At 28.5% G+C, this 24,203-nt stretch carries 17 protein-coding genes; 8 read left to right on the top strand and 9 right to left on the bottom strand.

Annotated elements, in window-relative coordinates; genetic code table 11:
* Positions 1-80 precede the first annotated feature (80 nt).
* Together Q0762_RS07865 and Q0762_RS07860 are read right to left on the bottom strand one after the other, a co-directional pair.
* On the bottom strand, positions 81-527 hold the full coding sequence (locus Q0762_RS07865; RefSeq protein ID WP_298765661.1) for a hypothetical protein: 447 nt from the start codon (positions 525-527) through the stop codon (positions 81-83).
* Between the two features lie 93 nt (positions 528-620).
* Entirely contained in the window at positions 621-7,277 is a 6,657-nt protein-coding gene (locus Q0762_RS07860) for an MG2 domain-containing protein (RefSeq protein ID WP_298765658.1), read from the bottom strand.
* A gap of 235 nt (positions 7,278-7,512) precedes the next feature.
* Between Q0762_RS07860 and Q0762_RS07855 the strand changes: the two genes are divergently transcribed.
* A complete protein-coding gene (locus Q0762_RS07855) occupies positions 7,513-8,865 on the top strand; it encodes a Mur ligase family protein (RefSeq protein ID WP_298765655.1) in 1,353 nt (450 codons plus the stop codon).
* On the opposite strand, the gene Q0762_RS07850 is transcribed toward Q0762_RS07855, so the two are convergent.
* From Q0762_RS07850 to trkA, 4 genes are all read right to left on the bottom strand, one after another.
* A complete protein-coding gene (locus tag Q0762_RS07850) occupies positions 8,849-9,961 on the bottom strand; it encodes a nucleotidyltransferase family protein (RefSeq protein WP_298765653.1) in 1,113 nt (370 codons plus the stop codon). The two genes, Q0762_RS07855 and Q0762_RS07850, sit on opposite strands and share 17 nt — an antisense overlap.
* The gene (locus tag Q0762_RS07845; RefSeq protein ID WP_298765651.1) at positions 9,951-11,090 is read right to left on the bottom strand and encodes a hypothetical protein; all 1,140 of its coding nucleotides are present in this window, start codon (positions 11,088-11,090) and stop codon (positions 9,951-9,953) included. The genes Q0762_RS07850 and Q0762_RS07845 overlap by 11 nt, the downstream gene beginning before the upstream one ends.
* Positions 11,091-11,154: 64 nt before the next feature.
* Entirely contained in the window at positions 11,155-12,654 is a 1,500-nt protein-coding gene (locus Q0762_RS07840; RefSeq protein ID WP_298765648.1) for a potassium transporter TrkG, read from the bottom strand.
* 1 nt (position 12,655) lies between these two features.
* Complete coding sequence (trkA, locus tag Q0762_RS07835; protein ID WP_298765646.1) at positions 12,656-14,002, bottom strand: Trk system potassium transporter TrkA; 1,347 nt, start codon at positions 14,000-14,002, stop codon at positions 12,656-12,658.
* 109 nt (positions 14,003-14,111) lie between these two features.
* On the opposite strand from trkA, the gene radC reads away from it, so the two are divergent.
* The 3 genes from radC to Q0762_RS07820 are packed head-to-tail and all read left to right on the top strand — an operon-like array spanning position 14,112 to position 17,006.
* Positions 14,112-14,807 carry a DNA repair protein RadC gene (gene radC / locus Q0762_RS07830; RefSeq protein ID WP_298765643.1) on the top strand — a complete coding sequence of 232 codons (696 nt, stop codon included), beginning with the start codon at positions 14,112-14,114 and terminating at the stop codon, positions 14,805-14,807.
* 38 nt (positions 14,808-14,845) lie between these two features.
* Positions 14,846-16,150: a polysaccharide deacetylase family protein gene (locus Q0762_RS07825; RefSeq protein ID WP_298765641.1), complete on the top strand. Its 1,305-nt coding sequence runs from the start codon at positions 14,846-14,848 to the stop codon at positions 16,148-16,150.
* Position 16,151: 1 nt separating this feature from the next.
* Positions 16,152-17,006, top strand: coding sequence for a hypothetical protein (locus Q0762_RS07820; RefSeq protein WP_298765639.1), 855 nt, complete (start codon positions 16,152-16,154; stop codon positions 17,004-17,006).
* Here the strand turns inward: Q0762_RS07820 and Q0762_RS07815 are convergent.
* Positions 16,976-18,241 (bottom strand): polysaccharide biosynthesis C-terminal domain-containing protein, encoded by a 1,266-nt coding sequence (locus Q0762_RS07815; RefSeq protein ID WP_298765637.1) that lies wholly within the window; start codon positions 18,239-18,241, stop codon positions 16,976-16,978. The genes Q0762_RS07820 and Q0762_RS07815 overlap by 31 nt on opposite strands.
* Entirely contained in the window at positions 18,238-19,374 is a 1,137-nt protein-coding gene (locus tag Q0762_RS07810; RefSeq protein WP_298765635.1) for a glycosyltransferase family 4 protein, read from the bottom strand. The genes Q0762_RS07815 and Q0762_RS07810 overlap by 4 nt, the downstream gene beginning before the upstream one ends.
* Positions 19,375-19,449: 75 nt before the next feature.
* On the opposite strand from Q0762_RS07810, the gene Q0762_RS07805 reads away from it, so the two are divergent.
* From Q0762_RS07805 to Q0762_RS07790, 4 genes are read left to right on the top strand one after another with little or no spacing between them, the layout of a single operon-like run.
* Complete coding sequence (locus Q0762_RS07805; RefSeq protein ID WP_298765633.1) at positions 19,450-20,133, top strand: YjjG family noncanonical pyrimidine nucleotidase; 684 nt, start codon at positions 19,450-19,452, stop codon at positions 20,131-20,133.
* Between the two features lie 27 nt (positions 20,134-20,160).
* Positions 20,161-20,712 carry a hypothetical protein gene (locus tag Q0762_RS07800; RefSeq protein WP_298765631.1) on the top strand — a complete coding sequence of 184 codons (552 nt, stop codon included), beginning with the start codon at positions 20,161-20,163 and terminating at the stop codon, positions 20,710-20,712.
* Positions 20,712-22,082: a DUF5723 family protein gene (locus Q0762_RS07795; RefSeq protein ID WP_298765628.1), complete on the top strand. Its 1,371-nt coding sequence runs from the start codon at positions 20,712-20,714 to the stop codon at positions 22,080-22,082. Before Q0762_RS07800 ends, Q0762_RS07795 begins: the two co-directional genes overlap by 1 nt.
* A 7-nt stretch (positions 22,083-22,089) precedes the next feature.
* Entirely contained in the window at positions 22,090-22,869 is a 780-nt protein-coding gene (locus Q0762_RS07790; RefSeq protein ID WP_298765625.1) for a hypothetical protein, read from the top strand.
* Here Q0762_RS07790 and Q0762_RS07785 read toward each other — a convergent pair.
* Positions 22,866-24,137, bottom strand: coding sequence for a replication-associated recombination protein A (locus Q0762_RS07785; protein WP_298765622.1), 1,272 nt, complete (start codon positions 24,135-24,137; stop codon positions 22,866-22,868). The genes Q0762_RS07790 and Q0762_RS07785 overlap by 4 nt on opposite strands.
* Positions 24,138-24,203 lie beyond the last annotated feature (66 nt).

The raw sequence follows: 24,203 nt of genomic DNA, 5'->3' as shown, positions 1-24,203 counted from the left end.
ATTTAGGGTGTTTTTCCCCTAAAAATAATATGGATATCAATGCTTAAAAAACCTTTTTTAAGCATTGATTTTATAAATTCTTAAAATTGATATTTTACAGATAAAGCAATATCGGAATTTAAACCATCTAAATTACCAGCTACACCAATTTCTGGTCTATAATCTATGGATAATAAGATAGGTGCATTAAAATTATATTCAATCCCTACAACACCAGAAGCGTAAATTCCTGCTCCACTAGTAGAAACAATTCCAGCACCTGCACCAGCATACCAATTAAAGTTATCTTCTAAATTCCAAACCCATTGATATAAAGCAGTAGCTTTAAAATTAGTAAATTCATTGGCTAAACCTAAATCAATTTCTAAACGGTTGTTGCTCTTTAATGCTTTTTGATATGTTATTTCTGCGCCAACTCCATTTCCACCACCAAAACGCAATCCAATAGTGTTATCAGAAATTTCTTGAGCATTTGTAGCAAATGTTGCTGTAAAAATGATACTTAACATTAAAAATATTTTTTTCATAATCCTTGTTTTATTTTGACAATTGTTGAAGCAAAATTAGCGTCTTTTATGAAAGAAGTTTAACTCATTTGAATAATGTTTTGTTAAAAAAAATTAATTTATTTTTATGCGATCACCTTTAGAATGACTGCTAAATTCTGGCGCATACATATTTTGTATGGTTGTAATTCCGTTGCTAAAGTTACCAGCATTGTTTGCACGAACATCGTATTCAAAAACATAAATGCCTTTTGGTAATTTATTAAAAAAGAAATGTGTTGCTGCATCTTTAGTACTTTGGTAATAGCCTAAATTGTCTTGCCATTTGTATTTAGAAAGTACATTAATTGGTTCTACACCAGAAGCTCTCATGTCTTTTAAATGAATAAATTCCATATCTCTATCAGACCTAATTTCTATTCTTATGGTAACTAAATCGCCCACTTTTAATTTTGTTTTTTCTGTAATTTCTTGCAGTTCTTTTCCTGTATCAGAATTTACTTTTAAAAATAATTTTTTGTTTAATTTTAGTGGCGTTTCTGCGGATGTTATTTTATCTAAATCTTCAAAATATTGCCAGTATAAACCACCCCAAGCAATGCCTTTTTCCTTTTTGTTGATGCTAATTGTAGCCATTGCTGGTTTAATTTGGTTTTTGTTCCAAGAAGTTTTAAAGTATCCTGTTCCAGCTTCAATCTTTGTATCTTTTAAGGTTGATGAATTTATGGTTTTAGTACCAATTGTAACTGTTGGTATTTCTGTATTTGAAACCCAATTAGTGCCATTTAATAATAAAGCATATATTGCTTCTGTAGTAGCTTTTGTAGTTTTCCAACTATTGGTTTGTTTGTTTTTCAGCAACCAAATTTTTATGTTGTCAATAATTTCAACATCATTTTCTATTTCAGAAAACGTTTCAATTAATAACGCTTGTGTTTCTACTGGAGATTGATAATAGTAATAACCTGCTGTATTTTCCTTCCAGTACATGCCTAATTCACTAGATGTGATACTATTTTCTTTTAAAGATTTTACAATTTTATTGGCAGTTGCTTTTTTATTATTTCTAAAAAGTACTAGTGCAATTTGTGCTTTGGCATACAAATTATAGTTGTTCCAAAATATTTCTGTTTGTTTCTGATAATAATTTACGGCAGTTTTAAGTTTTTCATTCATAGGCATAACATCATAAAAACTGCGCATATACAAATACTGTATGGTAAAATAGCTTAAATTGTTTTTTGCTAAATAGGCGGCATAAGCTTTTTCTCCTTGCTTTTTTGTTTTAGATTTTTGCCTTATTTCTTTGGCTCTTTCTAATAATTTTTTATAATGTTCTAGAAGTTCATCATCTAAAAACTGTACCGATTTTTCAATCATTTTTTTGGTTGATTTTTTAAAATCTGTAACGCCTAATTTTTGTAGATGACCAAAACCAGTTGTTATATGTTGCGTAATAAAATTGCTGGCATAGCTACCGCCTTTAAACCAAGGAAATCCACCAGAATTTAGTTGCATATCTTTTAATTTATTGATGGTTTTTTCTTGCTCATTTTTCATTTTATTCAAATCAAATAGTAAGGCAATTCTTTTCTTTTGCTCGCTTTCGGATTGTGCATCTCTTAACCAAGGTGTTTCTTGAATGATTAATGATTTTAATTCCTGATTTTTTTCTAAGTTTGATAAAAGTGCATCTGAAGATTTCCAAGCGTTAAACACTTCCTGAATTTTAGGATTTGAATTAGCCACAAAACTTGCTAAGGTGTTTGCATAATATTTAGAAAAGGTTTGCTCTGCACATTCATAAGGATATTCCATTAAATAAGGCAAAGCTTGTATAGCAACCCAAACAGGATTTGATGTAATTTCTAACGTTAGTTTATGGTTTTTTAAGGTGGATGACTTTAAATTTTTTAATTTGTCTAGTGTAAATGTTTTAGTTTGATTGGAAAGTACCCAAATTGGTAAGGTTTCTGTAACCAACATTCTATTGGTTAAAACGGGTAAAACGTTTTGCTCACCATCAGAAAAATTACCAGCTTTTGCCACAATTTTGTATTGCACTGCTTGCATATTTTCTGGGATTGATAAATTCCAAGATACATTTGAATTTCCATCTGTGTCAACAGTAAATTTTTTATTAGAATTCACATTCCCTAAATCAGTATTTATTTCTTTCCCAGAAATAGCATCAGTTAAAATCAGTTTTGCAAAACCAGATAATTGATTATTGGTTAAATTCGTGATTTTTGCTGATAAAGTAATAGTATCTTTTTCTCTTAAAAATCTTGGTGCATTTGGTACTACCATTACTTCTTTTTGAGTAACTGTTTGTAGTGTTTTTATTGCCGATTTTAAATTTTTAGTATGTGCTAATAATTGCAATTTCCATCTTGTTAAGGCTTCTGGCATTGTAAAAGTAAAACTTACTTTTCCGTTTTTGTCTGTTTTTAATTGCGGAAAAAAGAAGGCGGTTTCTTTAAAGTTGTTACGAGCTTTTACTTTAGCCAGTTCTTTGTCTAATTTTGCTTGACCTGCTTTTGTTGTAATAATTACAACACCATTTGCACCTTTAGAACCATATATTGCAATAGCAGCTGCATCTTTTAAAATTGTAATGTCTGTAATGTTATTGCCACGCTCATTAAAAGAATCTACAACAACACCATCAACAACATATAAAGGTGTATTTTGTTCTTTAACAGTGCTAATACCTCTTATTTTAATAGCATTAGTTGATTCTTTTTCAACGCTAATTCCTGCTACTTTTCCCTCTAAAATAGATGTTATATCTGAATCGTATTTTAGGTCTTCTGCCTTTATCATACGAACTGAACCAACTACAGATTGTTTTCTTTGTGTTCCATAACCAACAACTACAACTTCTTCTAATCTATTTACTTCTTCTTCTAACGCAATATTTAATGAAGAGAATTTGCCAACATATATTTCTACAGTTTTAAAACCTAAATAACTAACACTAATAACATCTCCTTTTTTGGCAGTTAAACTGTAATAACCGTCAAAATCAGTATTAGTTCCTTTACTTTTTCCTTTTATATTTATTGAAACTCCTGGTAATGGTATATTGTATTTATCTGTAATAATACCTTGTATTACGCTATTAAATTCACCATTTTTTCTGATTTTATTTTTTACGATCTGTTGGTTTAATTTACGGACTGTTTTGTCTAAATATTTGCTATTTTTCCATCTACTATTATTCAAGCTAAATCCAAACCAATTGTAAGTATCATAAGCAATAGAAGGGAAACTGTAATAGTTTTTTGCGTAATTTAAAACTCTAAAATTAATGTTTCCAAAACTGTTATTAGCATTACTAGTTTGGTAAGAATTGTATATTTTTCTAGTATTTATAGGATTAAAATACCAAGAATGAGGTTTGAATTCATCTAAAGAAGCATCGTACATCGCAGCTAATAATTCAGTAGCTATAACATTATTTTCATCATCTTTAATTGTAAAACTCCACGTTTCTTTTGCTCCTGGTTGTAATTTGTCTCTGAAAATATTGGTATTAATAGTAATGTTTTTTTCTTCTGGATAAGGCACATCTATAATTAGATTACCACTTTTAAAATAGTTATAATTTACAAAATGATATTTTATGGCAAAACCACCCAAATCCTTTTTTGTAATAGGAATTTTAATAGTTTTTGTAGCATTATTTAACTTAACTAGGTAAGTATTTACAATTTTATGGTTTTTTTCTATTTGAACAGTTACCGTAATTTCTTTAGATGCAGAACCTATTGAAATAATAGCATTATCGCCAACCTTATAAGTAGCTTTGTTTGTATTTATGGCAAACAATTTGGCATCTGCAACCTCTTTATCTTTGCTAGAAAATAAATGAAACCTCTTTTCGTCTTTTACTTTTTGGTTGAATTTGTCTTTGCTTTCTAAAATAATAATGTATTTACCAGAAATCCAATTTTTTGTGTTTTTAAGAAGCATTTCTTTTGATGTTTCTGTGTTAAAATTTTTAGTAAAAACTAAAGCCCCTTTTTTCCAGTTTTTCTCATCAATTTCATCGTTAGTAAACGGATCATTTGGGAATAAAGTTCTAAAGGTGTTTTCTGAAATATCTTGATAATCTGGAGCAGACCAAGGTCTTTTTCTAAGTGGATTTTTAGGAGCATTTAATTTGTAAATTTTTATGTTTCCTTTAGCAGCAACAAACTCATCATTTAAATTTTTTGTATCAATTTTTAAAAGAGTTTCTTTTCTGTTTTTATCAATTGTATCATCTAAAGAAATACTTGCAATTAAAGCATGATAACCTACTTTTATAATTGAGGTTGCTGAGCGACTTTCTCCATTTATGTCTGTAATATCTGCTGTAATTTCATAAGTAAAAACAGGGTTACTTTCTTTAGAAACAAATGCATCAGGAATTGCTTTAAATACAATTTTAAATTCCCCTTTATTATTAGTAACTGTTTCTCCATTTGTAATTTCTTGAGAACTAGAATTTTGGTGTGGTCTGTACCAATAATACCAACTTGGGTATTGCACTTTTCTTTGAACGCGATACGCCACTTTTGCATCTGTAATATTGGCTCCAGAAAATGCTTTTGCAAAACCTTTTGCAATAACAGCATCGTTAATTTTATAACTTTCTGTTACAGGTTTAAACTCAGTTTCAAATTTTGGTCTTTTGTATTCTTGAACTGAGATATAGGTTGTTTCAGACAGAAAATCAAAGTCTTTATCATCATAAAATTTGCTCTTGTGGTCTTCATAAGTTTCATCTATTTCTATGGTATATTCACCAGTTAAACCATTGTTTGGTATAACGAATTCTCCAGAAACAGAACCAAATTCATTCAACTGTAAATCCAATTCTTTTACCTCTTGATCGTTCGCATCATAAAGTATAACAGAGACAAATTCATTTTTAAAAACTTCAGATTTATCTCCTTGTTTTTGAATAACAATCGCCTTAAAATAAACAGTTTGTCCAGGTCTGTAAATACTTCTATCAGTAAAAATAAAGGGTTTAATTGTAATTTCTTCATCTAAAGAATCTGTATAACGCGTTCTGTTATATTCGTATAAATAATAATTACCAAAGGTGGCAAAATCGTTCTTTGTGTGTACAGAAATATTTACGTTTCTATACGTTTCATCGCTTTTAAAAGAAGCAAAACCTTTTGCGTTTGTTGTAAGTTTTTTGTTGATGTAATTGGTGTTTTTAAATACTTTGTTTTTAAGATGTATTTTTGCATTTTTAACAGGTTTGCCTGTAATTCTATCTACAATTTGATAATTGTATGTATCGCCAAACCTGTTTTCTATTAAAGTTAAATTGCTTACTTGTATGGTTGTAGTGCCATAAATAGCATCCTTATTTAAATTTTTACTTTCTGAAGTAACAATTAAATATCTTCCATTTGTAAATTTTGGTACAATAACTTCTGTAGTGTGTTGTAAATAATCGTACTCATTTCTTAGTTTTACATTCCAGTTTTTTACTTTTTTTAAAGTTTGAATTAATTGCTTTTTATCTTCTAATTGATAGCTTTTATTAAAATTTAGAAGTTGTTTTTCTGATATTTTATAAGCTGTAAAATAGAGTTTGTTAATATTTTTATAGTTTACTAAAACTCTAGAATTTGTATTGATTGGTATAAATTTTTCTGCAGTAATTGCAAGCGATTTTGTTTCAATTTGATTTTTTAAAATAGCACATTTTTTAGCGCCTAAACTTTTAGGGAATTGCTTTATAACATTATTACAAATTGCTAATGCAGTTTTATTTTCTGATTTTTTTCTTTTGATATGAGCAATTTCAAAAGCATACAAACCACTTACTTTATTACTTGTAAAATGTGCTTTAGATTTTTTTAATGTTGCTAATAATACAAGCTCTTTATTGCTAAAAGTTGCGTGTTGTTTCACAAAATTAATACGCTGTATATCTGTATTTACTAAAGCATTTACATTGTTTTCTTTTTGATGAAATTGTATTAATTTTTGGTAAATCTTTAAAGCATTAAATTGTAAAGATAAAGGGTCTTTTGATGTTAGTTTTATGTTTCTAAAAGTTTTAAAGTCACTTAAAAAAGCAGTGTTATCAAGCATAAATTTATAAGAAGGACTTGTTATCGTAGTTTCTGAAGATTTGTAAAATTGTAAAGCATTGTTTGCTAAAAAATCATATAACGAAGGGCTGTACTTTTTAGAATCTTCAACAATTTGTAAAATGGCATCAAAATCTTTTGTTGGTACTTTTTGAAGTTCCTCTGCATTCTTTAAAGAGGCATTAAAATAAGTATGAATTTCTTTAAATAGTGTATTTAAATCCCAAGTTCTAAAATCTTGCTCTGAGTTCGTAGAAGTTTTTTTTGAGTTTGGCGCAACTTTGGTTCGTTTATAAAATTTATATCGGTTTTGGGTAAAATATTGCCAATACAAATTAGCTAAAACATTTTGTAATACATTTTTTGTAGGAAAACTACTTTTAGAAATGTGTTTTTTAAAGTTTGTAATAACCTTTAGCTGTGCATTTTCTTCTAAAGTTAAGGCAAACTTACTTTGGTAAAAAAGCGATTTTATCAATTGAGGACCATTTTTCTCTTTTTCTGCCTTTGTATAAATAGTTTCTACAATTGCTAATGCAGATTTTGGCAAGTTTTCAACTTCAAACCTTTCTACTTGTAACCAAAGATTTTCAAATGGTTTTTGAGCATTAAAATTGGTAGCAAATAAGATGATTATAATAAGTGTGGTTGTAATTTTTTTCATAAACAAATGCATTTAGTTTTGTAAAGCACGTTTAATTGGGTTTAACAAACAATTTAAAATGAGTAAACCATCTGTTTAAACGCGTAAAACTAATTTTTGGTTGAGTTTCGTTCTAAATATAATTAATATTGTGCCAAGCTTTTGTATTTTTGTAACTGATTTTATTTCTCCTCGAGCGCAGTCGAGAGGTTATTATTAAGGTCTCGACTGCGCTCGACCTGATAACTCGTTTCAAATGAATATACATTTTATAGCCATTGGAGGTTCTGCAATGCACAACTTAGCCATTGCTTTATACCAAAAAGGATACCAAGTTACAGGAAGTGATGATACCATTCATGATCCTTCTAAATCTCGTTTAGAAAAATATGGATTGTTGCCAAAAGAATTTGGTTGGTTTCCAGAAAAATTAACATCAGAATTGGATGTTATTATTTTAGGAATGCATGCAAAAAAAGACAATCCAGAGTTATTAAAGGCGCAAGAGTTAGGTTTAAAAATATATTCTTATCCGGAGTTTTTGTATGAGCAGTCTAAAGATAAAACTAGAGTTGTAATTGGTGGTTCTCATGGAAAAACAACCATAACTTCTATGATTTTACACGTATTAAATTATCACGAAAGAGCGGTAGATTATATGGTGGGTGCACAATTAGAAGGTTTTGAAACCATGGTGCATTTAACTAAAGAAAACGATTTTATTGTTTTAGAAGGAGATGAATATTTGAGTTCGCCAATTGATATGAGACCTAAGTTTCATTTATATAAGCCAAATATTGCTTTATTAAGTGGTATTGCCTGGGATCATATTAATGTTTTTCCAACTTTTGAAAACTATAAAGAGCAGTTTTCTATTTTTACAGATGCTATGGTAAATGGAGGTAGCATGGTATATAATATCGAAGATCTTAATGTGAAAGATGTTGTAGAATCTTCCACAAATCATATTAAGAAATATCCTTATGAAACGCCTAAACATTTTATAGAAAACGGAATTACTTATTTAGAAACGGAAGAAGGAGATTTACCATTAGAAATTTTTGGAAAACACAATCTTCAAAATTTAGCTGGTGCTAAATGGATTTGTCAGCATATGGGTATAGATGAAGATGATTTTTACGAAGCAATTGCAAGTTTTTCTGGAGCTAGCAAACGTTTAGAGAAAATTGCTGAAAGTAATTCAAAAGTAATTTTTAAAGATTTTGCACATTCGCCATCTAAAGTGGCAGCAACTACAAAAGCTGTAAAAGAACAATATGCAGAAAGAACAGTTTTGGCATGTTTAGAGTTACATACGTATTCTAGCTTAAATGCAGAATTTTTGACTGAATACAAAGGAGCTTTAGATTTTGCAGATAAAGCAGTTGTTTTTTACGCACCACACGCAGTAAAAATTAAACAATTAGATGAGGTTTCTAAAGAACAAATTGCAGCTGCATTTGATAGAGACGATTTAATTATTTATACGAATCCGCAAGAATTTAAGGACTTTTTGTTTCGTCAGAATTTAGAAAAATCTGCGGTTGTTTTAATGAGTTCTGGTAATTATGGAGGTTTAGATTTTGATGAGGTTAAGCGTTTGGTTTAGGTTTTTTTAGACCCAATTGAATCAATTTTTCTTGTTGCCAAGTTTTGCTAGTAACTCTTTTTAGTAGCCAATTTCTTATTTCTTTGTCTAAAAAGGACTGTTTTATAACTTCAAGCCTTTTTTTGATAAATAATAGTATTGTTTTTATTTTAGTATTTGACTGTGCTTTAAGGTTATCTATTGAATATTTATAGAAAGTATCAACATATTTTTCAGTTTCTTTAGTTCTATTATATTCTAAAGAATTTACTTTGTTAAACACCTCAAAACAAATAGCTAAAAAACAATTCAATGGATTCTTTAGAGTATTCAATTTTGAAAAAGCTTCTTTTGCGATTGTTTTATGCGATAAAAGAAAGACATCATAAGCATTTCTTAAAGCAATGTTTTTAAATTCAAACCCATCATCATTAATTTGTTTTGCAATTATAGATAAACAAAGTTGGTTTTTATAACTCATTACTTTAATGCCGTTAATAGTTTGAGCATCATTATTTGCTATCGTATAATTAAACTCTTTGGCATATTTTTCAATTAGTAGTTCTTTATGAATTTCTACGGCTGCTATGTAATTTTCTTTTTGAAGTCTAAAATAGTGTTTAAAATTTGGTTTGGTTTTGTTTTCTTTATCAACATTAGAATAACCATTATTTATTAAAACTTCTATTGCTTTTGGATACTCTTTTCCAGAAAAAACAAAATCTATATCGCCAACCATTCGCTCTGCAATATCCTCATATAAACCCTCCAATAAATTACCTGTTCCTTTTAAAAATATTGGGGTAATATTGTTTTCCAACAAAAGTTGATTGATTTCTTTAGCTTGCGCAATAATTTGCTCGTTTCTTTCTCTGTTTAAATTGGTTATATATTCCATATAATTCACCAATTCTTCTGGTACATACTTTAAGAAGTTTACTCTTTTAAAGTTACAATACAAACCAGGAAATACATAGTGCCCTGTACTTAATTTTACTACAGCATCCCAATCTATTTCTGTGGTTTTTAATTGGGTTTCAATTTCTTTTTTGTTTTTTTTATCTAGAGAAATTGTTAAACATTTGGCTACAAAAAAAAGAGTTTCTTTATAAGTCATTTTTAAATATTTTAGAAACGGTTGTAATCATTTTTTGATTTTCTGAATACGTTATTTGATAACAATTTAAACTAGAAAACCAATCTAAAAATATTTGCGCATTTTCTGTTTTTGGAGATAGCCAAGAATCTGGTACTAACTTTTGAAAGGCATCTATTTTAGGAATTTCAGCTACTTTTAAATCACTATCTTTTTCATATTTAATAAAAACCAAATCATTACAAGGTAAATGTGCTTTGTAATTGGCGTTATTTGGTTTTAAATAACGTACTATTTTGTTTAATTTTTTAAAATGAAATTCGGCAGTAGTTTCTAATTCAGGGTAAATAGGTGTTAATGTTGGCAAACTGTTTTTTTTGATTGAGATGGCTGCAGGAAAACTATAAACTTCTTGGTTAGATGCATTTATGGGAACAAAATCGTCTGCTAAACAAGTAAAACCATTTGCTTGTAATAAAGCTAGTGATGTACTTTTTCCATTTCCAGAATCTCCTAAAAACAAAATACATTTTTCTCCATTAGAAACTGCAGAAGCATGAAAAACGCCCATCCATTTTTTCTCTTCTTTTTGATGTATTTTTTGGATGAGTTCCATAGAGAATTTTCCTTGAAAATAATGGGTTTCATTTTTATGCCAAGCCCCAATAAAATTATCATCAACAAAAAAAGTAATAAAATTATTATTTACAAAAACAGTAAAAGTATAGTTAAAATGAGTGCTGTTTTTTGTCTCTAAATGAGAAAATTTAGGATGTACCAAATACAATTCATATTCTGTAGCAAATTCTATTTTGAAAACAACATCGTTTACTTTATAATATTTGGTATGCTTAAAAGTTGTTGGTTTTTTTAAATCTCTATAATCGTTATTTAGTGTTGGTTGTATTTGGGTTTTTGGTTGATAAATGTTTTTTTCCAAATCTAAAATAAAATCTATAGTTTTATCTATTGGTACATTTAATTTTTTAGCTAAAGTCTCAGCTATTTGTTTTACAGAGATACCTTTATTTAATCTTTTAATAATATCTGCTGTTGTATTTTCTAGGACAAGATATTCATTATTATCTTTAAACCAAGTAATGGTTTTATCATCTATAACTTTAAAATGTAATTTTTTTTGTTTTTTCATAAAAAATAAATGTAGTTATTTAAAACAAAATATATCAAAAAGAAACTAATTTATTTTAAGACTTTTAATTTTTACGCCAAAAGAAGGGTGTAAACAAAATTAAAACGGTAAATAATTCTAATCTACCAATTAACATTAAAAAAGAGCAAAACCATTTGGCACTATTGGTTAAATGGGCAAAATTATCTACGGGACTTACAGAGCCAATAGCAGGGCCTATATTACCTAAAGAAGATGCAGCAGCACCAATTGCAGACATAAAATCTAAACCAAATAATGTTAATATTACAGACGATAAAATAAATATGAGCATGTAAATAATAAAAAATGATAGTATATTAAAAACAATAGTTTGTTTTACGGAATGCCCATCATACCTTACTGGAATTATTGCATTTGGGTGAAGTGCTTTTTTAAATTCTAAAAAGCTGTTTTTAAGCATTACAATATGTCTTACAATTTTTACACCACCACTTGTAGAACCCGCAGAACCTCCTGTAAAGAATAAAGCGAAGAAAATACCGGTTGCAAAGAAATTCCACATGGTAAAATCTGCACTTACAAATCCCGTGGTTGTTACTACAGAAGTAACCATAAATAGAGAATGTCTTATGGCGCTTTCTACATCACCTAAAACTTTAGGATGTGCAATTGTAGTTTGTAAGTTAGAATCTTGAAAAAAGATAATAATTAAAGATATAATTGCAGATACTCCTATTATCCCAAAGAAATAATAACGAAATTCTTCACTTTTAAACATTTTCTGTACTTTTCCTTTTAAAGCGAAGTAGGTAAGTACAAAGTTTGTTCCTGCAATTAACATAAAAAAGGTTATGATGTATTGTATAATAGGCTTATCATTATAAAAAGCAACACTTGTTCCTTTAGTAGAAAAGCCACCAGTGCTCATTGTGGCCATTGCATGGTTTAGGGCATCAAACCAAGTCATACCAGCAACTTTAAGCAATAAAAATTCTACGATTGTTAAAGCTACATAAATTAGGTATAATCTTTTTGCTGTATCTGTAATTCTTGGGTGTAATTTGTCTGCAGATGGCCCAGGAGCTTCTGCCATAAATAATTGCATACCACCAATTCCCAAAAGTGGTAAAATGGCTATGGTTAATACAATTATTCCCATACCACCAATCCAATGCGTAGCACTTCTCCAGAAAAGAATGCTTTTTGGCATATTATCTATATCTGTAAGTATGGAAGAGCCTGTTGTAGAATAACCAGAAATTGTTTCAAAAAAAGCATCGGAAATATTGGGTATTGCACCAGATAATAGGTAAGGTAGCATTCCTGTAAAGGAAAGAATTAGCCAGCCAAAAGTAACAATTAAGTAACCTTCTTTTTTATAGATATGCGTGCTTTGGGGTTTGTTAGCAAAATATAATATTGTACCTATAAAAACAGTAATAATTCCTGCATTTAACATTCCCCATTTTTCAGGTTCGTCATAATACAAACTAAAAGGAACTGCTAGGAACATAAATAAACCGTTTAACACGGCTGTTATTCCTAAAAATCTAAAAATTATTTTTTTGTTTAAAGTTCCCATTTTATTTAAACAGGCTTTCTACAGTTTCTATAGCTTCTGGTAAACAAAATACAATTACTTTATCGCCATTTTGTATTTGCATACTACCAAAAGACATTAAAGGTTCTCCTTTTCTTATAATACCACCAAAAACGGCTTCTCTTGGAAAATTTAAATCTTTAATAGGTTTGTGTGTAACTTTTGCATTTGGTCTTACTTCAAACTCAAACACTTCTGCATCTATATTATGTAAATTGGCAAGTGCTAAAATTTCACCTTTTCTAATGTGTTTAAAGATATTACTTGCAGCAATTAATTTTTTATTAATTAGAGATTCTATGCCTATTGTTTGAGAAATATCTATATAATCCATATTTTCTACTAGCGCTATTGTCTTTTTTACTCCTTTAGACTTTGCTACTAAACAAGACATTATATTCGTTTCCGAGTTATTGGTAACAGCAATAAAAGCATCGGTTTCTCTAATATTTTCTTCCTCTAGGAGTTCTAAATCTCTTCCATCACCATTAATAATTAAAGCTCCATTTAAATTTTCTGCAAGTTCTTCTGCCTTTTCTCTGTTTTTTTCAATTAATTTAACCTTAAAATTGTCTTTACAAAGATTTCTAGCTGTTTTTTCTCCAATACTACTTCCACCTAAAATAATAACATTTTTTATGTTGTATTGTTCTTTACCAATTATGGGGTACAAATCTTTCATACTATAATTGGGCACAGAAAAATATACTTGGTCGTTTAATTTATAAGTAGTATCTCCTCTAGGAATAATGGTTTGTGCAATATTATCTCTCTTAATTGCTATTGTTGTAAAATCTACATTTCTAAACTTTTGTTTTGCTTCTTTTACAGTTAAATCTAATAATGGCGATTTGTATTCTAGGGAAGTTCCCATGACATTAAATTTACCACTTTCAAAAGAAACGGTATCATTAAAAGAAGATTGATTTAAGAGCATTTTAATTTCATTAGCCGCCAATTCTTGGGGAGAAATCATAAAATCAACTCCAAATTGTTTAAAATCTATCTCACATTCATTTAAAAACTCAGGATTATCTATTCTAGCAATGGTTTTTTTTGCACCTAAAGATTTACCAATTACAGCAATTGTAAAATTAGTATTCTGACTTTCTGTAATGGCAATTAACAAATCTGCAGAGTCTATACCAATTTCTTTTAAAAGCTTTATAGAAGTTGCGTCACCTTTTTGTGTAATAACATCTAGATGGTTGTTAAGATAGTTTAATTTGTCTCCATCCAAATCTATAATGAAAGTATCTTGAGACTCGTAAGAAAGTAGCTTTGCTAAATGGAAACCAACGTCTCCTGCACCTGCTATAATAATCTTCATATTTTGATATCAAAAAGAATATACTTACAAAGATATAAAAGAGTTAGTGAGGTTTCATAAAAAAATAAAGATTTTAATACTATTTACAGCTTTTTTGTATTTTTAAAAAATGAATGAATTAGAAAAATTAACAATTAAATCTTGGGCTTTAGATGACAGACCTAGAGAAAAAATGCTTGCTAAAGGAAAAACAGCACTGTCAGATGCAGAGTTAATAGCAATTCTTATTGGCTCTGGTAATAGAAACGAAAGTGCGGTGGGATTGGCTAAAAGAATTTTACAATCTGTTAATGGTAATATTAATGAATTGGCCAAATTATCTGTAGAAAATTTATCAACCTTTAAAGGAATTGGAGAAGCTAAAGCAATTGCTATAATTACAGCTTTAGAATTGGGGAAACGAAGGCAATTAGAAACGGCTTTAGAACAACCAAAAATTAGTAGTAGTAAAGCTGTTTTTAATTTAATGCAACCTGTTATTGGAGATTTACCACACGAAGAGTTTTGGGTACTTTTTTTAAATAATTCTAATAAAGTTTTATCTCAATTTCAAATTAGTAAAGGTGGTTTAACAGCAACAGTAGTAGATGTGCGTTTGCTTTTTAAACGCGCATTAGAGTTGGCCTGTGTTGGTATTATTGTTTGTCATAATCATCCGTCAGGAAAATTACAACCTAGTAATGCAGATAAACAAATTACGCAAAAAATTAAAGATGCAGGGGTTACTTTAGATATTAAACTTCTAGATCATTTAATAATTACACAAAAAGCGTATTTTAGCTTTGCAGATGAAGGAATTTTGTAATGCGTTTTGCTGAGAAAAAAACTGCTAATTTACAATTAATGATACTAATATATACACACAAGATTACACCTAGAGTTCGTTATATCTTTAAGCATATTTTTACAAGAACATTGTTAGTAGCTATAGATTTTACAACTAAAGTAGAGGAATTTGTAGCACATAATGGGCCAAAATTAACCTATACTAAAAATCCTTTAGGAAATGAGTTTTTTGTAAAAAGTAACGCTTTATTGTTTGAACAAGGTGTTAATGATTTAGAAATAAATATGCACAAATGGGACAATGTACCTTGTTTTTTTAAATTAGGCGCTAAATCTTCTATTCCTTTTGATGTTTTTGCGGCTAGCTTTTATTTAATTTCTAGATATGAAGAATATTTACCACATGTAAAAGATGTACATTCTAGATACACCGCAGAAGAAAGTTTGGCCTATAAACACGGTTTTTTAGAAAAACCAGTAGTAGATATTTGGGCTTATAAATTGTTAGCAAAACTCCAAGAAAAATATCCAGATTTTAAGGTGCAAAAAAGAGCATATGAATTTATTTCTACCATAGATATAGATAATGCTTATGCATATAAATATAAAAGTTTAATAAGAACAGCAGGTGGGTTTTTAATTGATGTTTTTAAGTTTAGATTACTTAGTTTTTGGAATCGATTTGCAGTAATTACTAGAATTAAAAAAGACCCACTTTATACCTTTGATAAAATTTTAAGTTTTAAAAATAAATACAAAACAAAACATATTTTTTTTTGCTCTGTAGGAGATTATACTACTTTTGATACCAATGTACCCGCATCAAAAAGGAAATACAAATTACTTATTAAAAACTTAGCAGATTATACAAATATTGGTTTGCATCCTTCTTATTTTACAATGCAAAATGCAACGCTTTTAAAAAAGGAAAAAAATCGTTTAGAAAATATTACAAATTTTCCAATACATAAATCTAGACAGCATTATTTGCGTTTTAGCTTACCAGAAACCTATCAACAATTAATAGATTTAGAAATTACAGAAGATTACTCTATGGGTTATGCAAGTAATGTTGGTTTTAGAGCAAGTACATGCACACCGTTTTATTTTTACGATTTAGATTTCGAAATACAAACACCATTAAAAGTATTTCCTTTTGCGTTAATGGATACTACTTTAAACGATTATTTAAAAATAACGCCCAAACAATCTTTAGGTAAAATTAGAGATTTAAAAAACGAAGTAAAAGCAGTAAATGGTGTTTTTATAACGTTGTTTCATAACGAAAGTTTAAGCGATCATTTAAGATGGAAAGGTTGGAGCCGTTTGTATGAATCTATGCTTAAAATAGGAATTTCTTAAGATGATTAAATACATAAAAAGAAAAGATTTAGACGTAGAAAAATATAATTATTGTATAGAAAATTCTTTACAATCTAGAATTTATGCTTTTTCTTGGTATTTAGACATTGTTGCAACCAATTGGGATGTTTTGGTATTGAATGATTACAAAGCTGTAATGCCAATTCCTTGGAAAAAAAAATACGGAATAAAATATGTTACGCAGCCTGTTTTTTGCCAGCAATTAGGTGTTTTTTCTGCCAACGAACAAAAAGAAGAAGTAATCATTCAATTTTTGAATAAAGTCCCAAAAACTTTTTTAAAAGTTTCTTTAAATATAAAACAAATAGTAAATGTTTCTGGAAAAACTAAAATTTTAAAAAATTACGTTTTACCACTTCATAAAGAGTATGCGGCAATTAAAAAAGATTTTTCTAAAGGAAGAAAACATGCCATTAAAGTAGGAGAGAAGCACAATTTACAAGCTAAAGAAGTCTCATTTAAAAGTTTATTAGATGTATACCATAAGCATTACCAATATAAAATCTCTGAAGAAATTCTAAGTGAACTCTATTCTTTCTTGTTAAAAGATAAAAAAGCAATACTATTAGGTGTTTTTAAAGATGATGTTTTTTTGGGAGGTGCTATTTTTACAAAAACTACAACTAGAATAACGTATCTATTTGCTGCTTTTTCTAAAGAAGGTAGGGCTTTGCAAGCCTCAAGTTATTTACTGAATAATGTGATAAATACATATCAAAAAACCAAAACTGTTTTAGATTTTGAAGGTGGAAACATAACTAGCATAGGTAAGTTTTACAGAAGTTTTAATGCAGTAGAAGAGAATTATATTGTTTTTGAAAGCTCTTTATTGTAGCTATAAAAAAAACAAATAAAAGACAATATACCTGTTAACCACATTAAAACAGCAGAGGTTATTGCAGCTCCTTTAATACCTAATTTAGGTATTAAATAGTAATTACTTGCTATATTTATAATAAGTGCTATTGTAGCTATATAGTAGTTTATATGTGCTTTGCCAATAGAAGAAAGCAGATTGCCAAAAAGCCCTCTAAGCACAAAAATACCAGCAATACCAATCATTAAAATTAAAAAAGTATCTGCATACTTTGTAAAATTAGGGTCTAAAAGTGCTATTATTTTACTTCCGAAGAAAAAAGAAAAAACAACCATTACAACACTAAGAATAGTGAAAAGCAACATATAACTTTTTATATACTTATAAATATAGTCTTTGTTAAATATGTTTTCAGTAAAGGCAACAAAATCTGTAGCCATAAAAACACGTGGTAAAAACAACAAACTAAAAGGAATTAAAGAAATATATCTATAATTGGTAACCATTTCTGTATTAGACAATAAATAACCTATTAGTAAAATATCTATTACAAAAAGTAATTGTGTAACTACGTTAGATAAACTGGCAAAAAAACCATATTTCCAAAAATTAAAATCAACAATTGTAGCTGTTTTAATTGGTTTTAAGTTTAGATTAATTTTCTTTAGAAATATAAAAGTGGTCATTAAAGGCGCTAAAACTAAAGCTAACGCATAGCCCATTTCTTTAAAGAAAAAACTAAGTAAAACAACCAACAACACAAGTAAAACACTTTGTATTATTTCTGTATATGCAAATTGTTTATTTTTATAATCTAGGCGTAGTTTTGCTTTTATAATTTCTAATAAAAAAGACGGAATTATAATTAAAGACAAAAGTATTAAATACATTTTTGTTTCTTTAAATTGAAAATTTATAAATATACTTACTAAGGCAATAAGCAAAATCATTATACAAGAAACTAAAATTCCTTTTTTTAAAACGTATAAAAACAAACTGTTTTTTTCTGTATCTGTTTTTAATAATGCACCATATCTTATAAAACTTTGGTGCAGCCCTAAACCACTAATTGGTATTATAAAAAGTACAATATTGTAGGCAAATAATACCACACCTAGTTCTTTGTTAGGTATTAATTTTAAGGCAAAATAAGCTGCTAAAAAAGAAAACAATCTACTGCATAAGGTAGCTACAAAAACATGGCTTCCAGAACGATTTAAAAAATCTAAGATGTAATTTTTTATTAATTTCAAATCTGTTCTTTTAAAGCTTTGTAATATAATTTTTCAAAATCTGTTGCTATTTTTTCTTTTGAAAAATTAGCTATCACATAGTTATGCATTTTAGTTTTATTAGCAACATGTTGCTGTTTTTTTGTTGTAATAGCTTTTAATAATGCACCTTCATCTCTTGGTGCTATAAGTGTACCAAAATCATCTGGAAAATATTCATGAATGCCACCAACGGTAGAAGAAATAACTGGTACACCACAAGAAAAAGCTTCTAAAATAACACAGGGTAAGTTTTCATAATTACTAAAAAGCACAAACAAATTACTTTTTGCAATTTCTGCTGCTACTTCAGTATGCTTAATTTGGTCTTTAAACTCAATATTTGTATTAGAAATTCCTAATTCTTCTGCAAAATCTGCATATTTATTAGCATTTTCTCCAATACATTTAAAAAGAAAATTAGGGGTTTGGTCTTGCAATTTTCTAACAACTTTTAAAATTCCTTTTACGTTCTTGTGCGCATTTATCATGTTAGAAACATGTACTATTGTAAATGTTTTGTTTGTGTTTTTATTGGGTTTAAAAAGATTGGTATCTACTACATTGGGTACTTTTTTATAGGTGCCCTTAAACCCTAAATCTAGCAAAGATGCTTTTAAATTATCAGAAACTGGGCAAACAAAAGCTGCGTTTTTAGTAATAATTTTAGAAACTAATTTTCTAAGATGGCCCAAATTATTAGAAGCTGGTTTGTGGTAACCTGTAAAATGTTCTGAAATTATAAAAGGTTTTTTTTGAAACCATTTTAAATATAGAGAAAAGGTACCAAACGGGTAAATTTCGTTAAGGTGCACTACATCAAAAACATCAATTTTTTTAATTAGATGGTTAAAAGCGGCAAAAAATAGGTAAACTTTAAGAAAAGGGTTTTTAGTAAAAGGAAGGTAAGCAATATGCGTGGCAACCGTATTTACAATTTCTTTTGAATATTTTATTTTTTTAGTTCCAGGCTTATCTGTAATAATGTGCAAAACACTAACCTTATGTTTTAAAGAAACGGCTTCTGCGTGTCTTTGAATAAAATCACCATTTGTAGGTAAAATTACAGAAGGATACCATCCGCATAAAAATAAAACATGTAGTTTTTTAGGCAAAATTTGTTGGTTTAGTTGGCACAAATATAACGTAGAAAGCAGTATTTTATTATCAAAAATTAATACTTTTAGCAGATGGAAATAAAACACGTTTTTTTAGACTTAGATCATACACTTTGGGATTTTGAAAAAAATTCTGCTTTAACTTTCGAGAAAATTTTTAAAGAAAATAATGTAAATCTTAAAATAGAAGATTTCTTAAAAGTTTATATTCCATTAAATTTGAAATACTGGAAAATGTATAGAGAAGAAAAAATCTCTAAAGAAGCATTGCGTTATGAACGTTTAAAAAGTGCTTTTGATGCCATAAATTATACTGTTTCCGACGATTTAATACATCAATTGGCAGACGATTATATAAAGTATTTATCGAGCTTTAATCATTTATTTGAAGGAGCAATTGAACTTTTAGATTATTTAAAAGAAAAATACACTTTACATATAATAACTAATGGTTTTCAAGAAATTCAAAGTAAAAAAATGATAAACTCTAAAATTCATCATTATTTTACAGCAATAGTTACATCTGAATCAGTTGGTGTAAAAAAGCCAAATCCTAAAGTATTTAACCACGCATTAGAATTGGCAGGAGCAAAGGCAGAAAATTCTATAATGATAGGTGATAGTTTAGAAGCTGATATTTTGGGAGCTTTAAATGTTGGTATGCAAACGATACACTGTGTTTTTGATGCTTTTACAAAGCGTGATGAAAAAATTACATCAGTAAATCATCTTTTAGAAATTAAAGAATATCTATAAAATTTTGTACCTTGAAGATTTAATACAATGCGTTTCATTCAAAAATATTACTGTTTTTTATTTGTTTTTCTCTTTTCTTTTTGTTCTCAAACATTAGATTTTGAGCAAACAGAAGGCTATACTATTGCTCCCGTTTTTAATTCTTCTATAGCCTTTTTCTCAATTGATGCAAGCGGGTTTTCAATGCCAACAGGAGGTACAACCCCAGTTTTTGAAATAGAAGAAATTGCAGAATTTAAACTTTTTCAAAATCAATTAATTAAAAATAATTTGGTTAGAATAGATTTTGACTTTGAAATTGAAAATAATTTTAATAGAGATTTTACCATTCAAATTAGTTTGTTAGATGAAGGTGAAAATGTAATTTATAACTTAGAAGATTTAAATATTAATGCCAATAACACAAGTTTTACGCAAACAGAAATTATTGATGTTACCCAGAATATTGAAGTAAAAAACTTTACAAAAGTTTTGTTGAATATTCGCTTAAATGATACTGTTACACCAATAAATAATTCAGATTTATCCGTTTTAAACTTTAAATCTGGAGCTACAATTTATTTAGAAACCTCACTTTAATGCTAAAAAAATTAACCTTTATTTTTTTTACTTTTTTAGCTGTTTTTGGTTTCTCTCAAAACAAACAAGTTTTATATGATTTTGCAGAATTGCCGCAAACTTTATTGTCTAATCCTGGTTCAGCAATAAATTACGAAAAGCATGTTGGTGTGCCTTTTGTTTCTGGTATTTCTGCTCAAATTGGCTCAACAGAATTTGTTCTTTCAGATATTTTTGTGGCAGACAATGTAGATATTAATACAAAATTGAATAATTTATTAGAAAAGTTAGATGAAAGAGATCATATCGCAATTCATAAGCAAATAGAAATTTTAAGTGCTGGTTTTAGGTTTAAAGATAAAAACTACATAAGCTTTGGTTTTTATCAAGAATTAGATGCTATTGGGTACATACCTAAAGACCTTTTAGTATTAGCAACAGAAGGCAATGCACCATACTTAAATAGAAGTTTTAATGCATCTCAAATTTTGTACAAAGCAGACGCTTTAGGCGTAATACATGCAGGTGTTTCTAGACAAGTAAATCAAAAATTAACTATTGGTGGTCGTTTTAAAATTTACTCTTCTGCTGCCAATGTAGAATCAACAAATAATACAGGTAGCTTTACAACTAATTTGGGCAATAATAATATTTACGTACATCGTTTACAAAATGTTAATTTAAATTTTAGAACATCTGGAATAATTGAGGACGATAAATTTATTACAGACCCAGCTACCTATTTAGGAAACACTTTTTTAGGAGGTAATTTAGGCGTTGGTTTAGATTTTGGTTTTACTTATAAGGTAAATTCACAGTTGCAAGTGTCTGGAAGTTTAGTAGATTTTGGTTTTATAAATTATAACAAAAATGTAAAAACGAATTCTGTTAAGGGTAACTTTATTTTTGAAGGTATTGGTTTTCAGTTCAATTCAGAAAATGAAAATGATTGGGATAACCTAGATGAAGCTTTTAAAGAACAATTGCCTAGTTTTGAAAACGAAACCTCTTATATTTCATGGAGACCAACAAAATTTAATGCAGCCATAAAATATAGTTTTGGAGAGAAAAGAAGTAAATATTGTTATGACAATACTTATAAAGATTTTTATACAGATGGTTTTGGTTTACAACTATTTTCAATTTTTAGACCTTTAACACAACAACTTGCATTAACAGGGTTTTATGAAAAATCCATTACAAATAAATTACACACAAAAATTACTTATACTATTGATGATTATTCTAGAACGAATATTGGTGTAGGTCTTTCTGCACAAATTTGGAAGGTGAATTTTTATGGTATTTTAGATAATTTGGCGGCATTAGGAGACGTTTCTTCGGCTAAGAATATTTCTGCGCAATTTGGTTTTAATTTAATTTTTAATTAGTGATAATATGCATAAATTTTTAACACTTGTATTTGTTATAATTGCTGTAACTACTTTTGCTCAGCAAAAAAAAGTAAATGAATACGAATACATTATTGTAAAGGAACGTTTTAATTTTTTAAAAAAAATAGACGAACATAAAACGAGTTCCTTAACTAAATTTTTGTTGAAAAAAAACGGTTTTAAGGTGTATTTAAACTCAGAGGAATTACCCACAGAAATTAAACTAAATCCATGTAATGCTTTAGAGGCAGAGGTAGAGAGTAAGTCTTCTATGTTTAGAACAAAATTGATTATTGTTCTAAAAGATTGTAACGGAAAGGTAGTATATACTTCTGAAGTAGGGGAGAGTAAAGAGAAAGATTATAAAAAGAGTTTTCAAAAAGCCATTAGAAATGCGCATCTTACAATGAATACACTTCGATATTCAAAAAACATAACTTTGTCAAAACCAGAAGAAGTAGTGTTAAATCAATTGCCTGTAGAAAAAATAAAAAACAAATTAAGTCCCAAAAAAGAAGTAAAGGTTACAAAGGTTCGAAATGCTAGTAAGAAAAAAGTATTAGAACATAAATTGAAAACGTTGTATGCGCAGCCTAAAAAAAATGGTTTTCAATTGATTGATGAAAAACCAGAAATAATTTTTGTGATTCTAAATACAACTAAGAGTGATCTCTTTATTTTAAAAGAAAAAAATGGATTATTATTTAAAAAAGGACAAGTTTGGATAGCAGAATATTATAAAAATAATGTGCTAGTAAAAGAAACTTATCAAATTAAATTTTAATAATTATAACGGTCTTTCCATCTTTTTTTTAAAATATCTTTAAATTGATTTTCTCTTGCATTATTAGCTGGTTTGTACAATTTAGTACCTGATATTTCATGAGGTAAAAATTCCTGATCTATAAAACTATCTGGATAATTATGTGCATACAAATACGCTTTACCATAATCTAAATCTTTCATTAATTTGGTTGGTGCATTTCTTAAATGCAAAGGTACAGAAAGGTCTCCTGTTTTTTTTACCAATTCTTGAGCTTCACCAATTGCTAAATAAGAAGCATTACTTTTTGCAGAATTGGCTAAATAAACGGCACACTGGCTTAAAATAATTCTAGATTCTGGATTACCAATTGTACTAACCGCCTGAAAAGTATTATTGGCTAAAATTAACGCAGTTGGGTTGGCATTACCAATATCTTCAGACGCTAAAATTAGCAATCTTCTAGCTATAAATTTCACATCTTCTCCACCTTCTATCATTCTAGCCAACCAATACACTGCAGCATTAGGGTCACTTCCTCTAATAGATTTTATAAAAGCAGAAATAATATCGTAATGTTGTTCGCCTGTTTTGTCATATCTGCTTGTGTTTTGTTGAATTTTTTCTAACACCAGCTTATTCGTAATGTCAATTTCTTCTTCTGCGGCAACCAATAACTCAAAAATATTTAATAATTTTCTAGCATCACCTCCAGAAACTTGTAGCAATGCTTCTGTTTCTTTTAATTTAATTGTTTTTGTAGATAATAGTTTGTCTTCTTTTATTGCTCTTTGTACTAACGCTATTAAATCTGTTTTATCAAAAGAGTTTAAAATATATACTTGGCATCTAGAAAGTAAAGCTGGTATTACTTCAAAACTAGGGTTTTCTGTAGTGGCGCCAATTAGAGTAACCCATCCTTTTTCTACAGCACCTAAAAGAGAATCTTGTTGAGATTTACTAAATCTATGAATTTCATCTATAAACAAAATAGGATTTTTTGCAGTAAATAAGCCGCCACTTTTTTTAGCTTTTTCTATTACTTCTCTAACATCTTTTACACCAGAACTTATAGCGCTTAATGTATAAAAAGGTCTTTTAGATGCTGTTGCAATAATATTTGCTAGCGTGGTTTTACCAATACCTGGTGGTCCCCAAAGAATTAAAGAAGGTATAATTCCTTTTGTAATTAAATTGGTTAAAACACCATTTTTACCAACCAAATGTTGCTGACTAATATAGTCTTCTAGTTTTTTAGGTCTAATTCTTTCTGCCAAAGGTTCATTCATAAGGTAAAAATAGTAAAGTTTTATGACAGAATTTGTAGTTTTTTAATTTGGTAAAATATTTGCTAT

Origin of the sequence: uncultured Polaribacter sp., assembly GCF_947495205.1 — a bacterium.
Classification (GTDB): Bacteria; Bacteroidota; Bacteroidia; order Flavobacteriales; family Flavobacteriaceae; genus Polaribacter.
The sequence above is the reverse complement of the archived record's forward strand: the minus strand, read 5'-3'. Positions and strand labels throughout refer to the sequence as shown.

Coding starts and splice junctions, on each gene's coding strand:
- Q0762_RS07865 (WP_298765661.1), bottom strand. CDS start 527: ATGAAAAAAATATTTTTAATGTTAAGTATCATTTTTACAGCAACATTT.
- Q0762_RS07860 (WP_298765658.1), bottom strand. CDS start 7,277: ATGAAAAAAATTACAACCACACTTATTATAATCATCTTATTTGCTACC.
- Q0762_RS07855 (WP_298765655.1), top strand. CDS start 7,513: ATGAATATACATTTTATAGCCATTGGAGGTTCTGCAATGCACAACTTA.
- Q0762_RS07850 (WP_298765653.1), bottom strand. CDS start 9,961: ATGACTTATAAAGAAACTCTTTTTTTTGTAGCCAAATGTTTAACAATT.
- Q0762_RS07845 (WP_298765651.1), bottom strand. CDS start 11,090: ATGAAAAAACAAAAAAAATTACATTTTAAAGTTATAGATGATAAAACC.
- Q0762_RS07840 (WP_298765648.1), bottom strand. CDS start 12,654: ATGGGAACTTTAAACAAAAAAATAATTTTTAGATTTTTAGGAATAACA.
- trkA (WP_298765646.1), bottom strand. CDS start 14,002: ATGAAGATTATTATAGCAGGTGCAGGAGACGTTGGTTTCCATTTAGCA.
- radC (WP_298765643.1), top strand. CDS start 14,112: ATGAATGAATTAGAAAAATTAACAATTAAATCTTGGGCTTTAGATGAC.
- Q0762_RS07825 (WP_298765641.1), top strand. CDS start 14,846: ATGATACTAATATATACACACAAGATTACACCTAGAGTTCGTTATATC.
- Q0762_RS07820 (WP_298765639.1), top strand. CDS start 16,152: ATGATTAAATACATAAAAAGAAAAGATTTAGACGTAGAAAAATATAAT.
- Q0762_RS07805 (WP_298765633.1), top strand. CDS start 19,450: ATGGAAATAAAACACGTTTTTTTAGACTTAGATCATACACTTTGGGAT.
- Q0762_RS07800 (WP_298765631.1), top strand. CDS start 20,161: ATGCGTTTCATTCAAAAATATTACTGTTTTTTATTTGTTTTTCTCTTT.
- Q0762_RS07795 (WP_298765628.1), top strand. CDS start 20,712: ATGCTAAAAAAATTAACCTTTATTTTTTTTACTTTTTTAGCTGTTTTT.
- Q0762_RS07790 (WP_298765625.1), top strand. CDS start 22,090: ATGCATAAATTTTTAACACTTGTATTTGTTATAATTGCTGTAACTACT.
- Q0762_RS07785 (WP_298765622.1), bottom strand. CDS start 24,137: ATGAATGAACCTTTGGCAGAAAGAATTAGACCTAAAAAACTAGAAGAC.